The sequence below is a fragment of the Actinokineospora pegani genome, from assembly GCF_009745975.1.
Classification (GTDB): domain Bacteria; phylum Actinomycetota; class Actinomycetes; order Mycobacteriales; family Pseudonocardiaceae; genus Actinokineospora; species Actinokineospora pegani.
In genome coordinates, this window is the sequence record NZ_WHOL01000117.1 from 105,507 (window position 1) to 121,129 (window position 15,623).

Here is a 15,623-nt window from a genome sequence, read left to right on the forward strand (position 1 = left end):
GTCAGGCCCCCGTTCCGGCTGCGGCGGCCGCGCGGGCGCGCAGCATGCCAGCGGGGGCGACGTCCTCGATCGGCAGGCCGCGGCGGGCGGCCACCTCCTCCGGACGCTGCAGACCCTTGAGCGCGGCCATCGTGGCGTGCACGATGTTGATCGCGTTGTCCGAGCCCAGGGACTTGGACAGCACGTCCTGGATGCCTGCGCACTCCAGCACGGCGCGCACCGGGCCACCGGCGATGACGCCGGTACCGGCCGACGCCGGGCGCAGCAGCACGACGCCCGCCGCCTTCTCACCCTGGATCGGGTGCGGGATGGTGCCGCCGATGCGCGGGATGCGGACGAAGTTCTTCTTCGCCTCCTCCACGCCCTTCGCGATCGCGGCGGGCACCTCCTTGGCCTTGCCGTAGCCGACGCCCACCATGCCGTCGCCGTCGCCGACGACGACCAGCGCGGTGAAGCTGAAGCGCCGACCACCCTTCACGACCTTGGCGACGCGGTTGATCGCGACGACGCGCTCGAGGTGCGGGGTCTTCTCCTGGGCCTGGCCGCGGCCGCCGTCCCGCCGGTCACGGCCGCCACGGCGCTCGCCGCGCTCGTTGCCGCCCTGCTGACCGCCGCCGGGGCCGCCCTGGCCGCCGAACTGCCGTGTACGTCCCGGCATCAGGCGTTCCTTCCATCGTTGTACGTCATCAGAACTCCAGCCCCGCCTCGCGGGCCGAGTCGGCCAGCGACGCGATCCGGCCGGTGTACTTGTTGCCGCCGCGGTCGAACACGACCTTGGCGACGCCCTTGTCCTTGGCCCTGGCGGCGAGCAGCTCGCCGACCTTGGCCGCGCGGGCCTTCTTGTCGCCATCGATCGCGCGGACGTCGGCCTCGAGGGACGACGCCGAGGCCAGGGTGTGACCGGCCAGGTCGTCGATCAGCTGCGCGGTGATGTGCCGGGCGGACCGGTGCACGACCAGGCGGGGGCGCTGCGTGTCTCCGCTGATCCTCTTGCGGAGCCGGAAGTGCCTGCGGGTCTTGGCGATGCGGCGGGAGGTCGAGATGTCCTTGCCCACCGGCTTGCGCTTGGTGACAGTCGCTTCGCTCATGATCACTTACCCGTCTTTCCGACCTTGCGGCGGATCTTCTCGTCCGCGTACCGCACGCCCTTGCCCTTGTACGGGTCGGGCTTGCGCAGCTTGCGGATGTTGGCGGCGACCTCACCGACCTGCTGCTTGTCGATGCCCGAGACCGAGAACTTGGTCGGGCTCTCGACCGCGAAGGTGATGCCCTGCGGGGCGGTGACCTTCACCGGGTGGCTGAAGCCCAGCGAGAACTCCAGGTCCGAGCCCTTGGCCTGGACGCGGTAGCCGACGCCGTGGATCTCGAGCTTCTTCTCGAAGCCCTGGGTGACACCCAGGACGATGTTGTTGACCAGCGAGCGGGTCAGACCGTGCAGAGCGCGGTTCTGACGCTCGTCGTCCGGCCGCTTGACCTCGAGGATCCCGTCCTCGCCGCGCTCGACGACGATCGGCTCGGACACCGTCAGCGAGAGGGTGCCCTTGGGGCCCTTGACGCTCAGGTCCTGGCCGTCGATGGTGATGTCGACCCCGGCGGGAACAGGGATCGGGAGCTTTCCGATGCGGGACATAGCTGCTTACCCCTCCCTTACCAGACGTAGGCGAGGACTTCGCCGCCCACGCCTTGCTTGCCCGCCTGGCGGTCGGTCAGCAGGCCACCGGACGTGGAGATGATCGCCACGCCCAGGCCGCCGAGGACCTTCGGCAGGTTGGTCGACTTCGCGTACACCCGGAGACCGGGCTTGGACACCCGACGGAGACCGGCGATGCTGCGCTCGCGGTTCGGGCCGTACTTGAGGACGACGACGAGGTTCTTGCCCTTCTCGCCCTCCTCGTCCCGGAAGCCCGCGATGTAGCCCTCGCGCTGGAGGATCTCGGCGATGTGCGCCTTGAGCTTGCTGTGTGGCAGCACGACCTCGTCGTGGTACGCCGAGTTTGCGTTGCGCAGACGGGTCAAGAAGTCTGCGATCGGGTCGGTCATCGTCATGGTGACCTGTCAACCTTTCTCGCCGTGGTTCCCACTCGGGCCTGCGGCGAACTGGGAGGAAAAGCAGGTGGCGGCCCAGGGGCCCACTCGTCTCCGGAAGACGAGCGGGCCCGCTGACCTGACTACCAGCTGGACTTGCTCACGCCGGGCAGCTCGCCCCGGTGCGCCATCTGGCGCAGGCAGATCCGGCACAGGCCGAACTTGCGGAACACGGAGTGCGGGCGGCCGCAGCGGTTGCAACGGGTGTAAGCGCGCACCGCGAACTTGGGCTTGCGAGCGGCCTTGACAACCAGAGCCTTCTTCGCCATGGCTTCAGTTCTCCTTGAACGGGAAGCCCAGGTGCTTGAGCAGCGCCCGGCCCTCGTCGTCGTTGGTCGCGGTGGTCACGATGGTGATGTCCATGCCGCGGGGGCGGTCGATGGAATCGGGGTCGATCTCGTGGAACATCGACTGCTCGTTGAGACCGAAGGTGTAGTTGCCGTTGCCGTCGAACTGCTTGGGCGACAGGCCGCGGAAGTCGCGGATGCGGGGCAGCGCGATCGTCAGCAGGCGGTCCAGGAACTCCCACATGCGGTCGCCGCGCAGCGTGACGCGCGCACCGATCGGCATGCCCTCGCGCAGCTTGAACTGCGCGATGGACTTGCGGGCCTTGCGGACCTCGGGCTTCTGGCCGGTGATGGTGGCCAGGTCGCGGATGGCGCCCTCGATGAGCTTGCCCTCACGCGCGGCGTCACCGACGCCCATGTTGACGACGACCTTCACCACGCCCGGGATCTGCATGACGTTGGCGTAGTCGTACTGCTCCTTCAGCGCGGTCGCGATCTCCTCGCGGTAGCGCGTCTTGAGCCGGGGGATGATCTTCTCAGTGGTAGTCATGATCAGATCTCCTTCCCGTTGCCGCTCTTGCCCCGAGCGACGCGGACCTTGTTGCCCTCGTCGTCGATCTTGTAACCGACGCGGACGGCCTTGCCGTCGTGCACCAGCTGCACGTTGCTGATGTGGATCGGGGCCTCCTGGGTCACGATGCCGCCGGACTGAGCGCCACGCTGGTTCTGCGAGACCCGCGTGTGCTTCTTGATCCGGTTGACGCCCTCGACCAGGACCTTGTTGGTGTCGGGGTAGGCCTGGATGACCTTGCCCCGCGCACCCTTGTCCTTGCCAGCGATCACCAGGACGGTGTCGCCCTTCTTGACCTTGAGCTTGGCCATGTCAGAGCACCTCCGGCGCCAGCGAGATGATCTTCATGAACTTCTTGTCGCGCAGTTCGCGGCCCACCGGGCCGAAGATGCGCGTGCCACGCGGCTCACCCTCGTTCTTGATGAGGACGGCGGCGTTCTCGTCGAACCGGATGTAGGAACCGTCCGGACGGCGACGCTCCTTGACGGTGCGGACGATGACGGCCTTGACCACATCGCCCTTCTTCACACCGGCACCGGGGATCGCGTCCTTGACGGTGGCGACGATGATGTCGCCAATGCCGGCGTAGCGGCGTCCCGAGCCACCGAGAACACGGATGCAAAGGATTTCCTTCGCACCGGTGTTGTCGGCGACGCGGAGCCGCGACTCCTGCTGGATCACTTGGTACTCCTGACCATTCTTGGCCCGCCAGATTTCCGACCTGACGGGCTCGGCCTAGCTGTCTATGAGAAACAGGGGTGTTGCTGTGCTGACTACTTGGCCTTCTCGAGGACCTCGACCAGGCGCCAGCGCTTGGTCGCGGACAGCGGCCGGGTCTCCATCAGCAGGACGCGGTCGCCCACGCCCGCGGTGTTCTCCTCGTCGTGCGCCTTCACCTTGGTGGTGAAGCGGATGACCTTGGAGTACCGCGGGTGCTTCTTGCGGTCCTCGAGGGCGACCACAACGGTCTTGTCCATCTTGTCCGAGACGACCAGGCCCTCGCGCACCTTGCGGTTGTTGCGAACCTCGGTGGAAACCTCAGCGGTCTCGTTCACAGTGTTCTCACTCATGCCGCACCCTCACTCGACGCGTCCGGGGACACCGAAAGCCCGAGCTCGCGCTCGCGCATGACGGTGTAGATACGGGCGATGTCGTGCTTGACGGTGCGCAACCTGCGGTTGTTGTCGAGCTGACCAGTCGCCATCTGGAAGCGCAGGTTGAACAGCTCTTCCTTCGCCTCGCGCAGCCGCTGCACGAGATCCACGTCGTTGAGCTCGCGCACGTCCGCCGCGGTGATACCAGCCGCCATCAGAAGTCACCACCCTCACGCGTGACGATGCGGCACTTCATCGGGAGCTTGTGGATCGCACGGCGCAGTGCCTCGCGCGCGATCTGCTCGTTCGGGAAGCTCATCTCGAAGACGACGCGACCCGGCTTGACGTTGGCCACCCAGTACTCCGGCGAGCCCTTGCCGGAACCCATGCGGGTCTCGGCGGGCTTCTTGGTGAGCGGGCGGTCCGGGAAGATGTTGATCCAGACCTTGCCGCCACGGCGGATGTGCCGGTTGATGGCGATACGAGCGGACTCGATCTGCCTGTTGGTCACGTAAGCGGGCTCGATCGCCTGGATGCCGAACTCGCCGAAGGTGACCTTCGTGCCGCCCTTGGCAGCACCGGACCGGCTCGGGTGGTGCTGCTTGCGGTGCTTGACCCTGCGCGGGATGAGCACTGGTCAGCCCTCCCCGTTGGAAGCGCCCTCGGCCGGGGCCTCGGACTTGGTCGGCGCCTCGGCGGCCGCGCGGCCCGCCTCGGTGCTCGTTGCGGTGGTGCCCTGGGCACCAGAGCGGCGAGCGCGGTTGGGGCGCTCGCGCCGCGGCTCGCGGCGGTTGTCCGGGGTGGACGGGCGGGAGGTGTCGGCCTCGCGGCGACCGCCGACGATCTCACCCTTGTAGATCCACACCTTGACGCCGATGCGGCCGAAGGTGGTGCGGGCCTCGAAGAAGCCGTAGTCGATGTCGGCGCGCAGCGTGTGCAGCGGGACCCGGCCCTCGCGGTAGTGCTCGGAGCGGGACATCTCGGCGCCGCCGAGGCGGCCACCGCACTGCACGCGGATGCCCTTGACCTGCGGCGAGCGCATGGCCGACTGGATGGCCTTGCGCATCGCGCGCCGGAAGGACACGCGGTTGGAGAGCTGCTCAGCGGTCACCTGGGCGACGAGCTGGGCGTCCGACTCGGGGTTCTTGACCTCGAGGATGTTGAGCTGCACCTGCTTCTTGGTGAGCTTCTCCAGCTCACCGCGGATGCGGTCGGCCTCGGCGCCGCGGCGGCCGATGACGATGCCCGGGCGCGCGGTGTGGATGTCCACCCGCACGCGGTCACGGGTGCGCTCGATCTCCACGCGGGAGATGCCTGCGCGCTCCATGCCCTTGGACAGCAGGCGGCGGATCTTGACGTCCTCCGCCACGTACTCGGCGTACTGCTTGTCGGCGTACCAGCGGGAGCGCCAGTCGGTGGTGATCCCGAGCCGGAAGCCGTGTGGGTTGATCTTCTGCCCCATTAGCGGGCACCACCCTTCTTGGCCCTGACGGCAGGCTTCGGCCGGGACTCGACCTCGACCGTGATGTGGCTCGTGCGCTTGCGGATCCGGTACGCGCGGCCCTGGGCCCGCGGCCGGAAACGCTTCAGCGTCGGCCCCTCGTCCACGAACACCGTCTTGATCCAGAGGGTGTCCGGGTCGAGGCTGAGGTTGTTCTCTGCGTTGGCAATGGCACTGGCGAGCACCTTCGCGACCGGCTCGGAAGCCGCAAATGGCGCGAACTGGAGCACGGCCAGGGCATCGCTGGCGCTACGTCCCCTGATGAGCTCGACGACGCGACGCACCTTCATGGGCGTGTCGCGGACGTAGCGAGCCCGAGCAACGGCGCTGGGGTATTCCTCCTGCGCCGGAGCTTCGTTTCGGGCGTTCATCGCTGCTTCCCCTTAGCTTTCTTCTCTGCTCTGGTAGTTCACGCCTAGCGGCGGCGGGCCTTGCGGTCGTCCTTGATGTGACCCTTGAAGGTGCGGGTCGGGGCGAACTCGCCCAGCTTGTGCCCCACCATCGACTCGTTGACGAAGACCGGGACGTGCTTGCGGCCGTCGTGGACAGCGATGGTGTGACCCAGCATGTCCGGGATGATGGTCGAGCGGCGCGACCAGGTCTTGATCACGGTCTTCTTGCCGGACTCGTTGAGTGCGTCCACCTTCTTGAGCAGGTGGTCGTCCACGAACGGGCCCTTCTTCAGGCTACGTGGCATCTTCTTCTACCTCCCTGCTCAGCGCTTCTTGCCGGCGCGGCGGCGGCGGACGATCAACTTGTCGGAAGCCTTGCGGCGGCGCGTGCGCCCCTCGGGCTTGCCGTTGGGGTTCACCGGGTGGCGACCACCGGAGGTCTTACCCTCACCACCACCGTGCGGGTGGTCGACCGGGTTCATCGCGACACCGCGGACGGTCGGGCGCTTGCCCTTCCAGCGCATGCGACCGGCCTTGCCCCAGTTGATGTTGGAGTGCTCGGCGTTGCCCACCTCGCCGACGGTGGCGCGGCAGCGCACGTCGACGTTGCGGATCTCGCCGGACGGCATGCGCAGCTGCGCGTAGGGGCCGTCCTTCGCCACGAGCTGTACGCTGGCACCGGCGGACCGGGCGATCTTCGCGCCGCCACCGGGGCGGAGCTCGATCGCGTGGATCGTGGTGCCGACCGGGATGTTGCGCATCGGCAGGTTGTTGCCCGGCTTGATGTCGGCGCGGGGGCCGTTCTCAATCGGGTCGCCCTGCTTGAGCTTGTTCGGCGCGATGATGTAGCGCTTCTCGCCGTCGGCGTAGTGCAGCAGCGCGATGCGGGCGGTGCGGTTCGGGTCGTACTCGATGTGAGCGACCTTGGCGGGCACGCCGTCCTTGTCGTTGCGGCGGAAGTCGATCAGCCGGTACGCGCGCTTGTGACCGCCACCCTTGTGCCGGGTGGTGATCTTGCCGTGCGCGTTGCGGCCACCCGTGCTGTGCAGCGGGCGGATCAGCGACTTCTCCGGCGTCGACCGGGTGATCTCGGCGAAGTCCGAGACACTGGAGCCGCGACGACCGGGGGTCGTCGGCTTGTACTTGCGGATTCCCATGTGTTCTCAGTCCCTTACGCGGCCGGGCCGCCGAAGATCTCGATCGGCTTGCTCTCGGCGGTCAGCGTCACGATGGCGCGCTTGGTGTCCTTGCGCTTGCCGTACCCGGTGCGGGTGCGCTTGCGCTTGCCGTTGCGGTTCAGCGTGTTCACGCTGACCACCTGCACGCCGAAGACCTTCTCGACCGCGATCTTGATCTGGGTCTTGTTGGCGTCCGGGGACACCAGGAAGGTGTACTTGTTCTCCTCGAGGAGCCCGTAGGACTTCTCGGAGATCACCGGCGCGAGGAGGATGTCGCGGTGGTCGGGGATCACTTGCCCTCCTCGGAGGTCGCGACCTCGGACTCGGCGGCGCGGGCCTTGCCCGCCTTGGCCGAGCGGCTGGTCAGGAACGCGTCCAGAGCGGCCTTGGTGAACACCACGTCGTCGTTGACGAGCACGTCGTAGGTGTTGAGCTGGTCCGGCGCGATGAGGTGCACGTGCGGCAGGTTGCGCGCGGAGACCCAGGCGACGTCCTGCTCGCGGGTCAGCACGACGAGCACGCGCTTGGCGCTGGTGACCGACTCGATCAGCGTGCGCGCGGTCTTGGTGGACGGGGTGGAGCCCTCGACGAGGTCGCTCACCACGTGCACCTGACCGGCGCGGGCGCGGTCGGACAGCGCGCCGCGCAGGGCGGCCGCCTTCATCTTCTTGGGGGTCCGCTGGGTGTAGTCGCGCGGCTGGGGGCCGTGCACGACGCCACCGCCGACGAACTGCGGCGCGCGGGTCGAGCCCTGGCGGGCGCGACCGGTGCCCTTCTGGCGGTAGGGCTTGCGGCCACCGCCGGACACCTCGCCGCGGGTCTTGGTCGAGTGCGTGCCCTGGCGGGCCGCGGCGAGCTGGGCGACGACGACCTGGTGCAGCAGCGGGATGTTCGCCTGCACGTCGAAGACCTCGGCGGGCAGCTCGGCCTTGCCGTCGGTGCTACCGGCGGGGGTCTTGATGTCGACAGCCAGGGGGCTATTCGCAGTCATTCTCAGGCACCGCCCTTCGCAGCGGACTTGAGGAACACCAGGCCGCCCTTGGGGCCGGGAACGGCGCCCTTGAGCAGGATCAGCCCCGCCTCGGCGTCGACCTGGTGGACCTTCAGGTTCTGGGTGGTCACCTTGACGTGGCCCATGCGACCGGCCATGCGCAGACCCTTGAACACCCGGCCGGGGGTGGCGCAGCCACCGATGGAGCCGGGCGAACGGTGCTTGCGCTGGGTGCCGTGCGAAGCGCTCAGGCCCTTGAACCCGTGCCGCTTCATGACACCCGCGGTGCCCTTGCCCTTGGTCGTGCCGGTCGCGTCGATGACCGAACCGGCCTCGAACACGTCGGCGGTGATCTCCTGGCCGACGGTGTACTCGCCGGCGTCAGAGGTGCGCAGCTCGGCAAGGACCTTGCGCGGGGTGACGCCTGCCTTGGCGAAGTGCCCGGCCTCCGGCTTGTTCACCCTGCGGGGGTCGACCTGGCCGAAGGCGAGCTGGACGGCGACGTAGCCGTCGGACTCGGCGTCGCGCACCTGCGTGACCACGTTCGGACCGGCCTTGACGACGGTCACCGGAACGATCCGGTTGTTCTCGTCGAAGACCTGGGTCATCCCGAGCTTGGTGCCCAGGATTCCCTTCATCTGCCTCTCAGACATGAGCCTTTACTCTCCGCCGCGCGCTTACTGGATGTTGACGTCGACGCTGGCCGGCAGGTCGATGCGCATGAGCGCGTCGACCGTCTTCGGCGTCGGGTCGAGGATGTCGATCAGACGCTTGTGCGTCCGCATCTCGAAGTGCTCGCGCGAGTCCTTGTACTTGTGCGGCGAGCGGATGACGCAGTAGACGTTCTTCTCAGTGGGCAGCGGCACAGGTCCGACCACACGGGCGCCGGTGCGCGTCACCGTCTCCACGATCTTGCGCGCGGACGCGTCGATCGCCTCGTGGTCGTAGGCCTTGAGCCGGATGCGGATCTTCTGTCCCGCCATGGTGGCTTGCCGTTCCTCTTCTTCGATTGCGATGTCGGCAGGCCGCTTCAGGCCGCAACCGCGCCGCTTCCCTGTTCACAAGTCAATTCCGGTCGCACCAGGTCGCTCCGGTCCACGCGGTCGGGCGTGTCGCGCCTTTTCCACATGCCCGTCCCTGGGACTTTGGCCTCCACCCTGGGGTGGGACCGGTTCCTCGGGACTAGCGTCCTGCTCCGAGGGGCCGTAGTGGCCCCGGCGCTCAGACGCGGGCGAATGGTTCGGCAACACCGGTTCAGTCGGCCCCGCGTCGAGCAACCCGTCAAGGATGCCACACCGCGGTGCGGACACCCAAACCGGGGTGGTCGGAATCGCTCCCGACCACCCCGGTGGTGACTACTTGTTGATCTTCGTGACCCGACCGGCGCCGACGGTGCGGCCACCCTCGCGGATCGCGAACCGCAGGCCCTCGTCCATCGCGATCGGCTGGATGAGGTTGACGCTCATCGCGGTCGAGTCGCCCGGCATGACCATCTCGGTCCCCTCGGGGAGGGTCACGACGCCGGTCACGTCGGTGGTGCGGAAGTAGAACTGCGGGCGGTAGTTGTTGAAGAACGGGGTGTGGCGACCGCCCTCGTCCTTGCTCAGGATGACGACCTGCGCCTCGAACTCGGTGTGCGGGGTCGTGGTGCCCGGCTTGACGACGACCTGGCCGCGCTCGATGTCCTCGCGCTTGATGCCGCGCAGCAGGAGGCCGACGTTGTCGCCCGCCTGGCCCTGGTCGAGCAGCTTGCGGAACATCTCGACACCGGTGACGGTGGTCTTCTGCGCCTTCTCGCGGATGCCGACGATCTCGACCTCCTCGTTGACGTTGACCACGCCGCGCTCGATGCGACCGGTCGCGACGGTGCCGCGGCCGGTGATCGTGAAGACGTCCTCAACGGGCATCAGGAAGGGCTTCTCGGTGTCGCGCTCGGGGGCCGGGATCGACTCGTCGACCGCGTCCATCAGCTCGATGAGCTTGTCGCCCCACTCGGCGTCGCCCTCGAGGGCCTTGAGCGCGGAGACGCGCACGACCGGCAGGTCGTCGCCGGGGAACTCCTGCGAGGACAGCAGCTCGCGGACCTCGAGCTCGACGAGCTCCAGGATCTCCTCGTCGTCCACCATGTCGGCCTTGTTCAGGGCGACGACGATGTAGGGGACGCCGACCTGGCGCGCCAGCAGCACGTGCTCGCGGGTCTGCGGCATCGGGCCGTCGGTGGCCGCGACCACCAGGATGGCGCCGTCCATCTGCGCCGCACCGGTGATCATGTTCTTGACGTAGTCAGCGTGACCCGGGCAGTCGACGTGCGCGTAGTGGCGCTTCTCGGTCTGGTACTCGATGTGCGCGATCGAGATGGTGATGCCGCGCTGCTTCTCCTCCGGCGCCTTGTCGATCTCGTCGAACGGCGTGAAGGGGTTGAGGTCCGGGTACTTGTCGTGCAGGACCTTGGAGATTGCCGCGGTCAGCGTGGTCTTGCCATGGTCGATGTGACCAATGGTGCCGATGTTGACGTGCGGCTTGGTCCGCTCGAACTTGGCCTTCGCCACTGGACTGTCCTCCTGGACTGGATGTGCTTTCTTCCGCTGAGGAGCCGGACGTTATCCGGCCGACCCCGTTGCGGCTCATCAGGGTCTGTGTGGACCTCGGGGAGTCCCCCGGAGCCCGGTACTACGCTTCGCTGCTCCGGGGAACGGAGAACTCGGTCATTCCCCAGTGGCCTTGGCGATGATCTCCTTGGCCACGTTCGCGGGAACCTCGGCGTAGGAGTCGAACACCATCGAGTAGTTGGCGCGGCCCTGGGTCTTGGACCGCAGGTCGCCCACGTACCCGAACATCTCCGACAGCGGGACCAGCGCCTTGACGATGCGGGCGCCGGAGCGCTCCTCCATCGCCTGGATCTGGCCGCGGCGGGAGTTGAGGTCGCCGATGACCTCGCCCATGTAGTCCTCGGGCGTGGTCACCTCGACGGCCATCAGCGGCTCGAGCAGGGCGGGGCTCGCCTTGCGCGCCGCCTCCTTGAGCGCCATGGAACCGGCCACCTTGAACGCCATCTCGGACGAGTCGACCTCGTGGTAGGCACCGTCGAGCAGGGTCAGCTTCAACCCCACGAGCGGGTAGCCCGCCAGCACGCCGTACCGCATGGCGTCCTGGGCACCGGCGTCGACCGAGGGGATGTACTCCCTCGGCACGCGGCCACCGGTGACCTTGTTGTCGAACTCGTACAGGGCGCCGTCGGTGGTCTCCAGCGGCTCCAGCTTGATGATGACCTTGGCGAACTGGCCCGACCCACCGGTCTGCTTCTTGTGGGTGAAGTCCAGCTTCTCGACCGTCTTGCGGATGGTCTCGCGGTAGGCCACCTGCGGCTTGCCGATGTTGGCCTCGACCTTGAACTCGCGCCGCATGCGGTCGACGAGGATGTCGAGGTGCAGCTCGCCCATGCCCGCGATGATGGTCTGACCGGTGTCCTCGTCCAGGTGGACCTTGAAGGTCGGGTCCTCCTCGGCGAGCTTCTGGATCGCGGTGCCCAGCTTCTCCTGGTCGGCCTTCGTCTTGGGCTCGATGGCGACCTGGATGACCGGGTCCGGGAACGTCATCGACTCGAGGATGATCGGGTTCGCCGGGTCGCACAGGGTGTCGCCGGTGGTCGTGTCCTTGAGGCCGATCACGGCGTAGATGTGACCAGCGGACGCGACGTCGACCGGGTTCTCCTTGTTGGCGTGCATCTGGAACAGCTTCCCGATGCGCTCCTTGCGCTCCTTGGTCGAGTTGACGACCTGGGAGCCGGAGGCCAGCTTGCCCGAGTACACCCGGACGTAGGTGAGCTTGCCGAAGAACGGGTGCACCGCGATCTTGAACGCCAGGGCCGAGAACGGCTCGTCGGTGTTCGGCGCGCGCGTCGCCTTGGTCTCGCCGTCGAGCAGCGTGCCCTCGACCGGCGGGACGTCCATCGGCGCGGGCAGGTAGTCGATCACGGCGTCGAGCATGGGCTGGACGCCCTTGTTCTTGAACGCCGAACCGCAGAGCACCGGGTAGGCGGCCCGGTCGTTGACGATCTTGCGGACGCCGAGCTTGATCTCCTCGAGCGTCAGCTCCTCGCCGGCGAGGTACTTCTCCATGAGGCTGTCGTCGGTCTCGGCGACGGCCTCGATGAGGGCCTCGCGGTACTCGGCGGCCTTGTCGGCCAGGTCCGCGGGGATGTCCTCGACGGCGTAGTCCTCGCCCTTGGACACCTCGCCGCGCCAGGTGAGCGCCCGCATCTGCACGAGGTCGACGACGCCGATGAAGTCACCCTCGGCGCCGATCGGGAGCTGCAGCGGCAGCGGCTTGGCGCCCAGGCGCTCCTGGATGGTCCGCACGGTGAAGTAGAAGTCCGCGCCGAGCTTGTCCATCTTGTTCACGAAGCAGATGCGCGGCACGTCGTACTTGGTGGCCTGGCGCCAGACCTGCTCGGACTGGGGCTCGACACCCTCCTTGCCGTCGAAGACCGCGACGGCGCCGTCGAGCACCCGCAGGGACCGCTCCACCTCGACGGTGAAGTCGACGTGCCCGGGGGTGTCGATGATGTTGATCTGGTGGTTCTTCCAGAAGCAGGTGGTGGCAGCGGAGGTGATCGTGATACCCCGCTCCTGCTCCTGCTCCATCCAGTCCATGACCGCGGCGCCGTCGTGCACCTCGCCGATCTTGTAGCTGATCCCCGTGTAGAAGAGGATCCGCTCAGTCGTCGTGGTCTTGCCCGCGTCGATGTGGGCCATGATCCCGATGTTGCGGACCTTGGCCAGGTCGGTCAGCACGTCGAGTGCCACGGGTGTTTCCCCTGTCCTTGATGCAGAGCTGGCGGCGCCGCTGGGGCCCCGGCCGGTCGGCCGGGGCGCATTCTCACCAGCGGTAGTGGGCGAAGGCCTTGTTGGACTCGGCCATCTTGTGGGTGTCCTCGCGTCGCTTCACCGAAGCGCCAAGGCCGTTTGCGGCGTCGAGCAGCTCGTTCTGCAGACGCTCGATCATGGTCTTCTCGCGGCGGGCCTGGGAGAACGACACCAGCCAGCGCAGCGCGAGCGTGGTCGAGCGACCCGGCTTGACCTCGATCGGCACCTGGTAGGTGGCGCCACCGACGCGGCGGGACTTCACCTCGATGGTGGGCTTCACGTTGTCCAGGGCGCGCTTGAGCGTCACCACGGGGTCGGTGCCGCTCTTCTCGCGGGCACCCTCGAGGGCCCCGTAGACGATGCGCTCGGCAACGGAGCGCTTCCCGTCCTTGAGGACCTTGTTGATGAGCTGGGTGACCAACGGCGAGCTGTACACCGGGTCGGAGATCAGCGGCCGCTTAGGGGCCGGTCCCTTGCGGGGCATGTCAGCTCTTCTCCTTCTTCGCGCCGTAGTGGCTGCGCGCCTGCTTGCGGTTCTTCACGCCCTGCGTGTCCAGCGAACCCCGGATGATCTTGTAACGGACACCCGGGAGGTCCTTCACTCGGCCACCGCGCACGAGCACCATCGAGTGCTCCTGCAGGTTGTGACCCTCGCCCGGGATGTAAGCCGTGACCTCGATACCGCTGGTCAGCCGCACGCGGGCGACCTTGCGGAGTGCGGAGTTCGGCTTCTTCGGGGTGGTGGTGTACACGCGGGTGCACACGCCACGCCGCTGCGGGCTCCCCTTGAGAGCCGCAGTCTTCTGCTTGGCGACCTTGTCCTGGCGGCCCTTGCGGACCAGCTGCTGGATCGTGGGCATAGACCGGCTTTCTCTATCTGCTTCTCAACACCCTGCCGGGCGCCGAAGGCACTGTGTACTTGCGGTTCCTGCTGCTCCGCCCGCCCCCCGAGGTCGGGCGTGTCGCCCGGCCTCGAAAGCCGTCCGCGGGGCAATGTCACCATCCCTGCGGTGTTCGGGAGGAACTCCGGCGTGACTGGCAGGAGTCCGACGGCTGACGGGGAGGTGAATCTCCGTCTCGCAGTCCGACCGCGCGGCACAGGCACACGGACCGACCCGACATGGGTCGGGCACGAACACAAAAGATACCCCGGCCTCGAACGGCGGGTCAAAACGGGGTCCCCTTACACCGGCGCGACCACGCGCCGCGCGCACCGCCCGGGTCGTCTCACTGTGTGGTGCAACACAAAACCCCGCCGGGTATTCCCGACGGGGCCCGCGGCGTGGGTGGGCGCTCAGAAGCGCACCCGCCCCTCCAGCGCCACCCTGGCCACCTCGACGAAGTGCTCCAGACCGGCCCGAGTGCAGACGAGCTCGACCTCCTCGAACCCGTGGCCCAACTGGAGGGAGATGTGCTCGTCGGGGTACTGCTCGAAGGCGATCGGGGTGTCTCGCTCCTCTACTCATACGGCTTTCGTGGAGAGTAGCGCTATAGGCATAGCCGGAGAGATAGCACTATCGAGTGATATCGTAAGCACGATGGGTGTTGGGATACTGGCCCGGTGGAACGAGTCGATCCCTCGGCACTGCGCTGGCTCATCGGTGTCGAGCTGGCGCACTACCGCAAGCAGGCGGACAAGTCACAGGCCGAGACGGCAAGGGCGCTGGGCGTGAGCCCGGGGATGATCGCCCACTTCGAGGTGGGCAGGTACTTCCCGTCCCCGGACCAGATCGCCAAGATGCTGGGCTTCTACGACGCGCCCGCGCACGACGTGGAACGCCTGTCGTGGCTCGCGGGCCGCGCCGACGAGCGGAGCTGGCTGGCGCGGTGGAGCGACGTCCTGCCGGACTGGCTGCGCACCTTCATCGGCCTGGAGGCACTGGCGTCGCACATCGTCACGTACTCGCCGATGGTGCTCTACGCCTTGGTCCAGACCCGCGAGTACTCGGCGGGCGTCACCGCGGCGAGCGCGCGAGTCCGCGCCGACCAGGAGGACCGGATGGTCAACCTGCGGATGGAACGGCAGAAACTCGTGCTCAGGGACGAGAACCCGACGCGGCTCACCCTGCTGCTCGAGGAGTCGGTGCTGGACCGGCCGATCGGCGGGGCCAATTCCCGCGAGGTCATGCGCGGCCAGCTCAAGCACCTGCTCGAACTGGGCAAGCGCGACAACATCGAAATCCTGTTGCTGCCCAGTGCGATCGGCCGCCACGACGGCCTCGAAGGCAAGTTCACGCTGCTGCACTTCCAGGACGCAGAAGGCCAACAGCAGGCGCAGTCGGTCGTCTACGTAGAGATCCCGGACGACAGCATCTACATCCAGGATCAGCGCCAAGTAGCCCAGTACACTCGCAACGCGAACCAGCTACGCGGTGTCGCGCTCTCCGAACAGAAGTCCGCCGCCGCGATCACGAAGCGGCTGGCCGCCTTGGACTGAGTCTGGAGACCCCGAATGAGCACCGCCACCCACACCTGGCGCAAGTCGACCCACAGCAGCAACGGCTCCGACTGCGTTGAGGTCCGCTCTGACCTCGCAGGCATCCGCGACTCCAAGAACCCCGGCCCAGCCCTGCACACCCCCACCACAGCCCTGGTCGCCGCCATCAAGGCCGGTCGCCTGGGCTGAGCCCCGCGCACTGACGAGCGACCCCCACCGGGG

General features: G+C 67.6%; 25 protein-coding genes. 2 read left to right on the forward strand and 23 right to left on the reverse strand.

The window, feature by feature from the left end:
* Nucleotide 1: 1 nt before the first annotated feature.
* The 23 genes from rpsE to rpsL all read right to left on the reverse strand — a co-directional run bounded on the left by rpsE (nucleotide 2) and on the right by rpsL (nucleotide 13,824).
* The gene (rpsE, locus tag GCL84_RS24590; RefSeq protein ID WP_156757917.1) at nucleotides 2–658 is read right to left on the reverse strand and encodes a 30S ribosomal protein S5; all 657 of its coding nucleotides are present in this window, start codon (nucleotides 656–658) and stop codon (nucleotides 2–4) included.
* A gap of 28 nt (nucleotides 659–686) precedes the next feature.
* Entirely contained in the window at nucleotides 687–1,088 is a 402-nt protein-coding gene (gene rplR, locus GCL84_RS24595) for a 50S ribosomal protein L18 (RefSeq protein ID WP_197523491.1), read from the reverse strand.
* A gap of 2 nt (nucleotides 1,089–1,090) precedes the next feature.
* A complete protein-coding gene (gene rplF, locus GCL84_RS24600) occupies nucleotides 1,091–1,630 on the reverse strand; it encodes a 50S ribosomal protein L6 (RefSeq protein ID WP_156757919.1) in 540 nt (179 codons plus the stop codon).
* A gap of 17 nt (nucleotides 1,631–1,647) precedes the next feature.
* Complete coding sequence (rpsH, locus tag GCL84_RS24605; protein WP_156757920.1) at nucleotides 1,648–2,046, reverse strand: 30S ribosomal protein S8; 399 nt, start codon at nucleotides 2,044–2,046, stop codon at nucleotides 1,648–1,650.
* Nucleotides 2,047–2,168: 122 nt separating this feature from the next.
* The gene (locus GCL84_RS24610) at nucleotides 2,169–2,354 is read right to left on the reverse strand and encodes a type Z 30S ribosomal protein S14 (RefSeq protein WP_156757921.1); all 186 of its coding nucleotides are present in this window, start codon (nucleotides 2,352–2,354) and stop codon (nucleotides 2,169–2,171) included.
* A gap of 4 nt (nucleotides 2,355–2,358) precedes the next feature.
* Nucleotides 2,359–2,922 carry a 50S ribosomal protein L5 gene (gene rplE / locus GCL84_RS24615; protein WP_156757922.1) on the reverse strand — a complete coding sequence of 188 codons (564 nt, stop codon included), beginning with the start codon at nucleotides 2,920–2,922 and terminating at the stop codon, nucleotides 2,359–2,361.
* Between the two features lie 2 nt (nucleotides 2,923–2,924).
* Nucleotides 2,925–3,254, reverse strand: coding sequence for a 50S ribosomal protein L24 (gene rplX, locus GCL84_RS24620; protein ID WP_156757923.1), 330 nt, complete (start codon nucleotides 3,252–3,254; stop codon nucleotides 2,925–2,927).
* Between the two features lies 1 nt (nucleotide 3,255).
* Nucleotides 3,256–3,624: a 50S ribosomal protein L14 gene (gene rplN / locus GCL84_RS24625; RefSeq protein ID WP_018682823.1), complete on the reverse strand. Its 369-nt coding sequence runs from the start codon at nucleotides 3,622–3,624 to the stop codon at nucleotides 3,256–3,258.
* A 92-nt stretch (nucleotides 3,625–3,716) separates the two neighbouring features.
* Nucleotides 3,717–4,013 carry a 30S ribosomal protein S17 gene (gene rpsQ, locus GCL84_RS24630; RefSeq protein ID WP_156757924.1) on the reverse strand — a complete coding sequence of 99 codons (297 nt, stop codon included), beginning with the start codon at nucleotides 4,011–4,013 and terminating at the stop codon, nucleotides 3,717–3,719.
* Nucleotides 4,010–4,252 (reverse strand): 50S ribosomal protein L29, encoded by a 243-nt coding sequence (gene rpmC, locus GCL84_RS24635; RefSeq protein ID WP_156757925.1) that lies wholly within the window; start codon nucleotides 4,250–4,252, stop codon nucleotides 4,010–4,012. The genes rpsQ and rpmC overlap by 4 nt, the downstream gene beginning before the upstream one ends.
* Nucleotides 4,252–4,671, reverse strand: a complete 420-nt coding sequence (gene rplP, locus GCL84_RS24640) for a 50S ribosomal protein L16 (RefSeq protein ID WP_156757926.1) — start codon at nucleotides 4,669–4,671, stop codon at nucleotides 4,252–4,254. The genes rpmC and rplP overlap by 1 nt, the downstream gene beginning before the upstream one ends.
* Nucleotides 4,672–4,674: 3 nt before the next feature.
* On the reverse strand, nucleotides 4,675–5,499 hold the full coding sequence (gene rpsC / locus GCL84_RS24645; protein ID WP_156757927.1) for a 30S ribosomal protein S3: 825 nt from the start codon (nucleotides 5,497–5,499) through the stop codon (nucleotides 4,675–4,677).
* Entirely contained in the window at nucleotides 5,499–5,909 is a 411-nt protein-coding gene (gene rplV / locus GCL84_RS24650) for a 50S ribosomal protein L22 (RefSeq protein WP_156757928.1), read from the reverse strand. The genes rpsC and rplV overlap by 1 nt, the downstream gene beginning before the upstream one ends.
* A gap of 44 nt (nucleotides 5,910–5,953) precedes the next feature.
* Nucleotides 5,954–6,235, reverse strand: coding sequence for a 30S ribosomal protein S19 (gene rpsS / locus GCL84_RS24655; protein WP_156757929.1), 282 nt, complete (start codon nucleotides 6,233–6,235; stop codon nucleotides 5,954–5,956).
* Nucleotides 6,236–6,253: 18 nt separating this feature from the next.
* Complete coding sequence (rplB, locus tag GCL84_RS24660; RefSeq protein WP_156757930.1) at nucleotides 6,254–7,087, reverse strand: 50S ribosomal protein L2; 834 nt, start codon at nucleotides 7,085–7,087, stop codon at nucleotides 6,254–6,256.
* 14 nt (nucleotides 7,088–7,101) lie between these two features.
* Nucleotides 7,102–7,401: a 50S ribosomal protein L23 gene (gene rplW, locus GCL84_RS24665; RefSeq protein ID WP_156757931.1), complete on the reverse strand. Its 300-nt coding sequence runs from the start codon at nucleotides 7,399–7,401 to the stop codon at nucleotides 7,102–7,104.
* Nucleotides 7,398–8,099: a 50S ribosomal protein L4 gene (gene rplD / locus GCL84_RS24670; protein ID WP_156757932.1), complete on the reverse strand. Its 702-nt coding sequence runs from the start codon at nucleotides 8,097–8,099 to the stop codon at nucleotides 7,398–7,400. The genes rplW and rplD overlap by 4 nt, the downstream gene beginning before the upstream one ends.
* Nucleotides 8,100–8,101: 2 nt before the next feature.
* Entirely contained in the window at nucleotides 8,102–8,752 is a 651-nt protein-coding gene (gene rplC / locus GCL84_RS24675; RefSeq protein WP_156757933.1) for a 50S ribosomal protein L3, read from the reverse strand.
* Between the two features lie 24 nt (nucleotides 8,753–8,776).
* A complete protein-coding gene (gene rpsJ / locus GCL84_RS24680; protein WP_003938093.1) occupies nucleotides 8,777–9,082 on the reverse strand; it encodes a 30S ribosomal protein S10 in 306 nt (101 codons plus the stop codon).
* Nucleotides 9,083–9,454: 372 nt separating this feature from the next.
* Nucleotides 9,455–10,648: an elongation factor Tu gene (tuf, locus tag GCL84_RS24685; protein ID WP_156757934.1), complete on the reverse strand. Its 1,194-nt coding sequence runs from the start codon at nucleotides 10,646–10,648 to the stop codon at nucleotides 9,455–9,457.
* 156 nt (nucleotides 10,649–10,804) lie between these two features.
* The gene (gene fusA, locus GCL84_RS24690) at nucleotides 10,805–12,904 is read right to left on the reverse strand and encodes an elongation factor G (protein WP_156757935.1); all 2,100 of its coding nucleotides are present in this window, start codon (nucleotides 12,902–12,904) and stop codon (nucleotides 10,805–10,807) included.
* A gap of 73 nt (nucleotides 12,905–12,977) precedes the next feature.
* Complete coding sequence (rpsG, locus tag GCL84_RS24695; protein WP_156757936.1) at nucleotides 12,978–13,448, reverse strand: 30S ribosomal protein S7; 471 nt, start codon at nucleotides 13,446–13,448, stop codon at nucleotides 12,978–12,980.
* A gap of 1 nt (nucleotide 13,449) precedes the next feature.
* Nucleotides 13,450–13,824 (reverse strand): 30S ribosomal protein S12, encoded by a 375-nt coding sequence (gene rpsL / locus GCL84_RS24700; RefSeq protein WP_075977316.1) that lies wholly within the window; start codon nucleotides 13,822–13,824, stop codon nucleotides 13,450–13,452.
* A gap of 701 nt (nucleotides 13,825–14,525) precedes the next feature.
* On the opposite strand from rpsL, the gene GCL84_RS24705 reads away from it, so the two are divergent.
* Both GCL84_RS24705 and GCL84_RS24710 read left to right on the forward strand, forming a co-directional pair.
* Nucleotides 14,526–15,401, forward strand: a complete 876-nt coding sequence (locus GCL84_RS24705; RefSeq protein ID WP_156757937.1) for a helix-turn-helix domain-containing protein — start codon at nucleotides 14,526–14,528, stop codon at nucleotides 15,399–15,401.
* A gap of 15 nt (nucleotides 15,402–15,416) precedes the next feature.
* Nucleotides 15,417–15,590: a DUF397 domain-containing protein gene (locus GCL84_RS24710; RefSeq protein ID WP_156757938.1), complete on the forward strand. Its 174-nt coding sequence runs from the start codon at nucleotides 15,417–15,419 to the stop codon at nucleotides 15,588–15,590.
* The last annotated feature ends 33 nt before the right edge of the window (nucleotides 15,591–15,623 follow it).

Coding starts and splice junctions, on each gene's coding strand:
- rpsE (WP_156757917.1), bottom strand. CDS start 658: ATGCCGGGACGTACACGGCAGTTCGGCGGCCAGGGCGGCCCCGGCGGC.
- rplR (WP_197523491.1), bottom strand. CDS start 1,088: ATGAGCGAAGCGACTGTCACCAAGCGCAAGCCGGTGGGCAAGGACATC.
- rplF (WP_156757919.1), bottom strand. CDS start 1,630: ATGTCCCGCATCGGAAAGCTCCCGATCCCTGTTCCCGCCGGGGTCGAC.
- rpsH (WP_156757920.1), bottom strand. CDS start 2,046: ATGACGATGACCGACCCGATCGCAGACTTCTTGACCCGTCTGCGCAAC.
- GCL84_RS24610 (WP_156757921.1), bottom strand. CDS start 2,354: ATGGCGAAGAAGGCTCTGGTTGTCAAGGCCGCTCGCAAGCCCAAGTTC.
- rplE (WP_156757922.1), bottom strand. CDS start 2,922: ATGACTACCACTGAGAAGATCATCCCCCGGCTCAAGACGCGCTACCGC.
- rplX (WP_156757923.1), bottom strand. CDS start 3,254: ATGGCCAAGCTCAAGGTCAAGAAGGGCGACACCGTCCTGGTGATCGCT.
- rpsQ (WP_156757924.1), bottom strand. CDS start 4,013: ATGAGTGAGAACACTGTGAACGAGACCGCTGAGGTTTCCACCGAGGTT.
- rpmC (WP_156757925.1), bottom strand. CDS start 4,252: ATGGCGGCTGGTATCACCGCGGCGGACGTGCGCGAGCTCAACGACGTG.
- rpsC (WP_156757927.1), bottom strand. CDS start 5,499: ATGGGGCAGAAGATCAACCCACACGGCTTCCGGCTCGGGATCACCACC.
- rplV (WP_156757928.1), bottom strand. CDS start 5,909: ATGAACGCCCGAAACGAAGCTCCGGCGCAGGAGGAATACCCCAGCGCC.
- rpsS (WP_156757929.1), bottom strand. CDS start 6,235: ATGCCACGTAGCCTGAAGAAGGGCCCGTTCGTGGACGACCACCTGCTC.
- rplB (WP_156757930.1), bottom strand. CDS start 7,087: ATGGGAATCCGCAAGTACAAGCCGACGACCCCCGGTCGTCGCGGCTCC.
- rplD (WP_156757932.1), bottom strand. CDS start 8,099: ATGACTGCGAATAGCCCCCTGGCTGTCGACATCAAGACCCCCGCCGGT.
- rplC (WP_156757933.1), bottom strand. CDS start 8,752: ATGTCTGAGAGGCAGATGAAGGGAATCCTGGGCACCAAGCTCGGGATG.
- rpsJ (WP_003938093.1), bottom strand. CDS start 9,082: ATGGCGGGACAGAAGATCCGCATCCGGCTCAAGGCCTACGACCACGAG.
- rpsG (WP_156757936.1), bottom strand. CDS start 13,448: ATGCCCCGCAAGGGACCGGCCCCTAAGCGGCCGCTGATCTCCGACCCG.
- rpsL (WP_075977316.1), bottom strand. CDS start 13,824: ATGCCCACGATCCAGCAGCTGGTCCGCAAGGGCCGCCAGGACAAGGTC.
- GCL84_RS24710 (WP_156757938.1), top strand. CDS start 15,417: ATGAGCACCGCCACCCACACCTGGCGCAAGTCGACCCACAGCAGCAAC.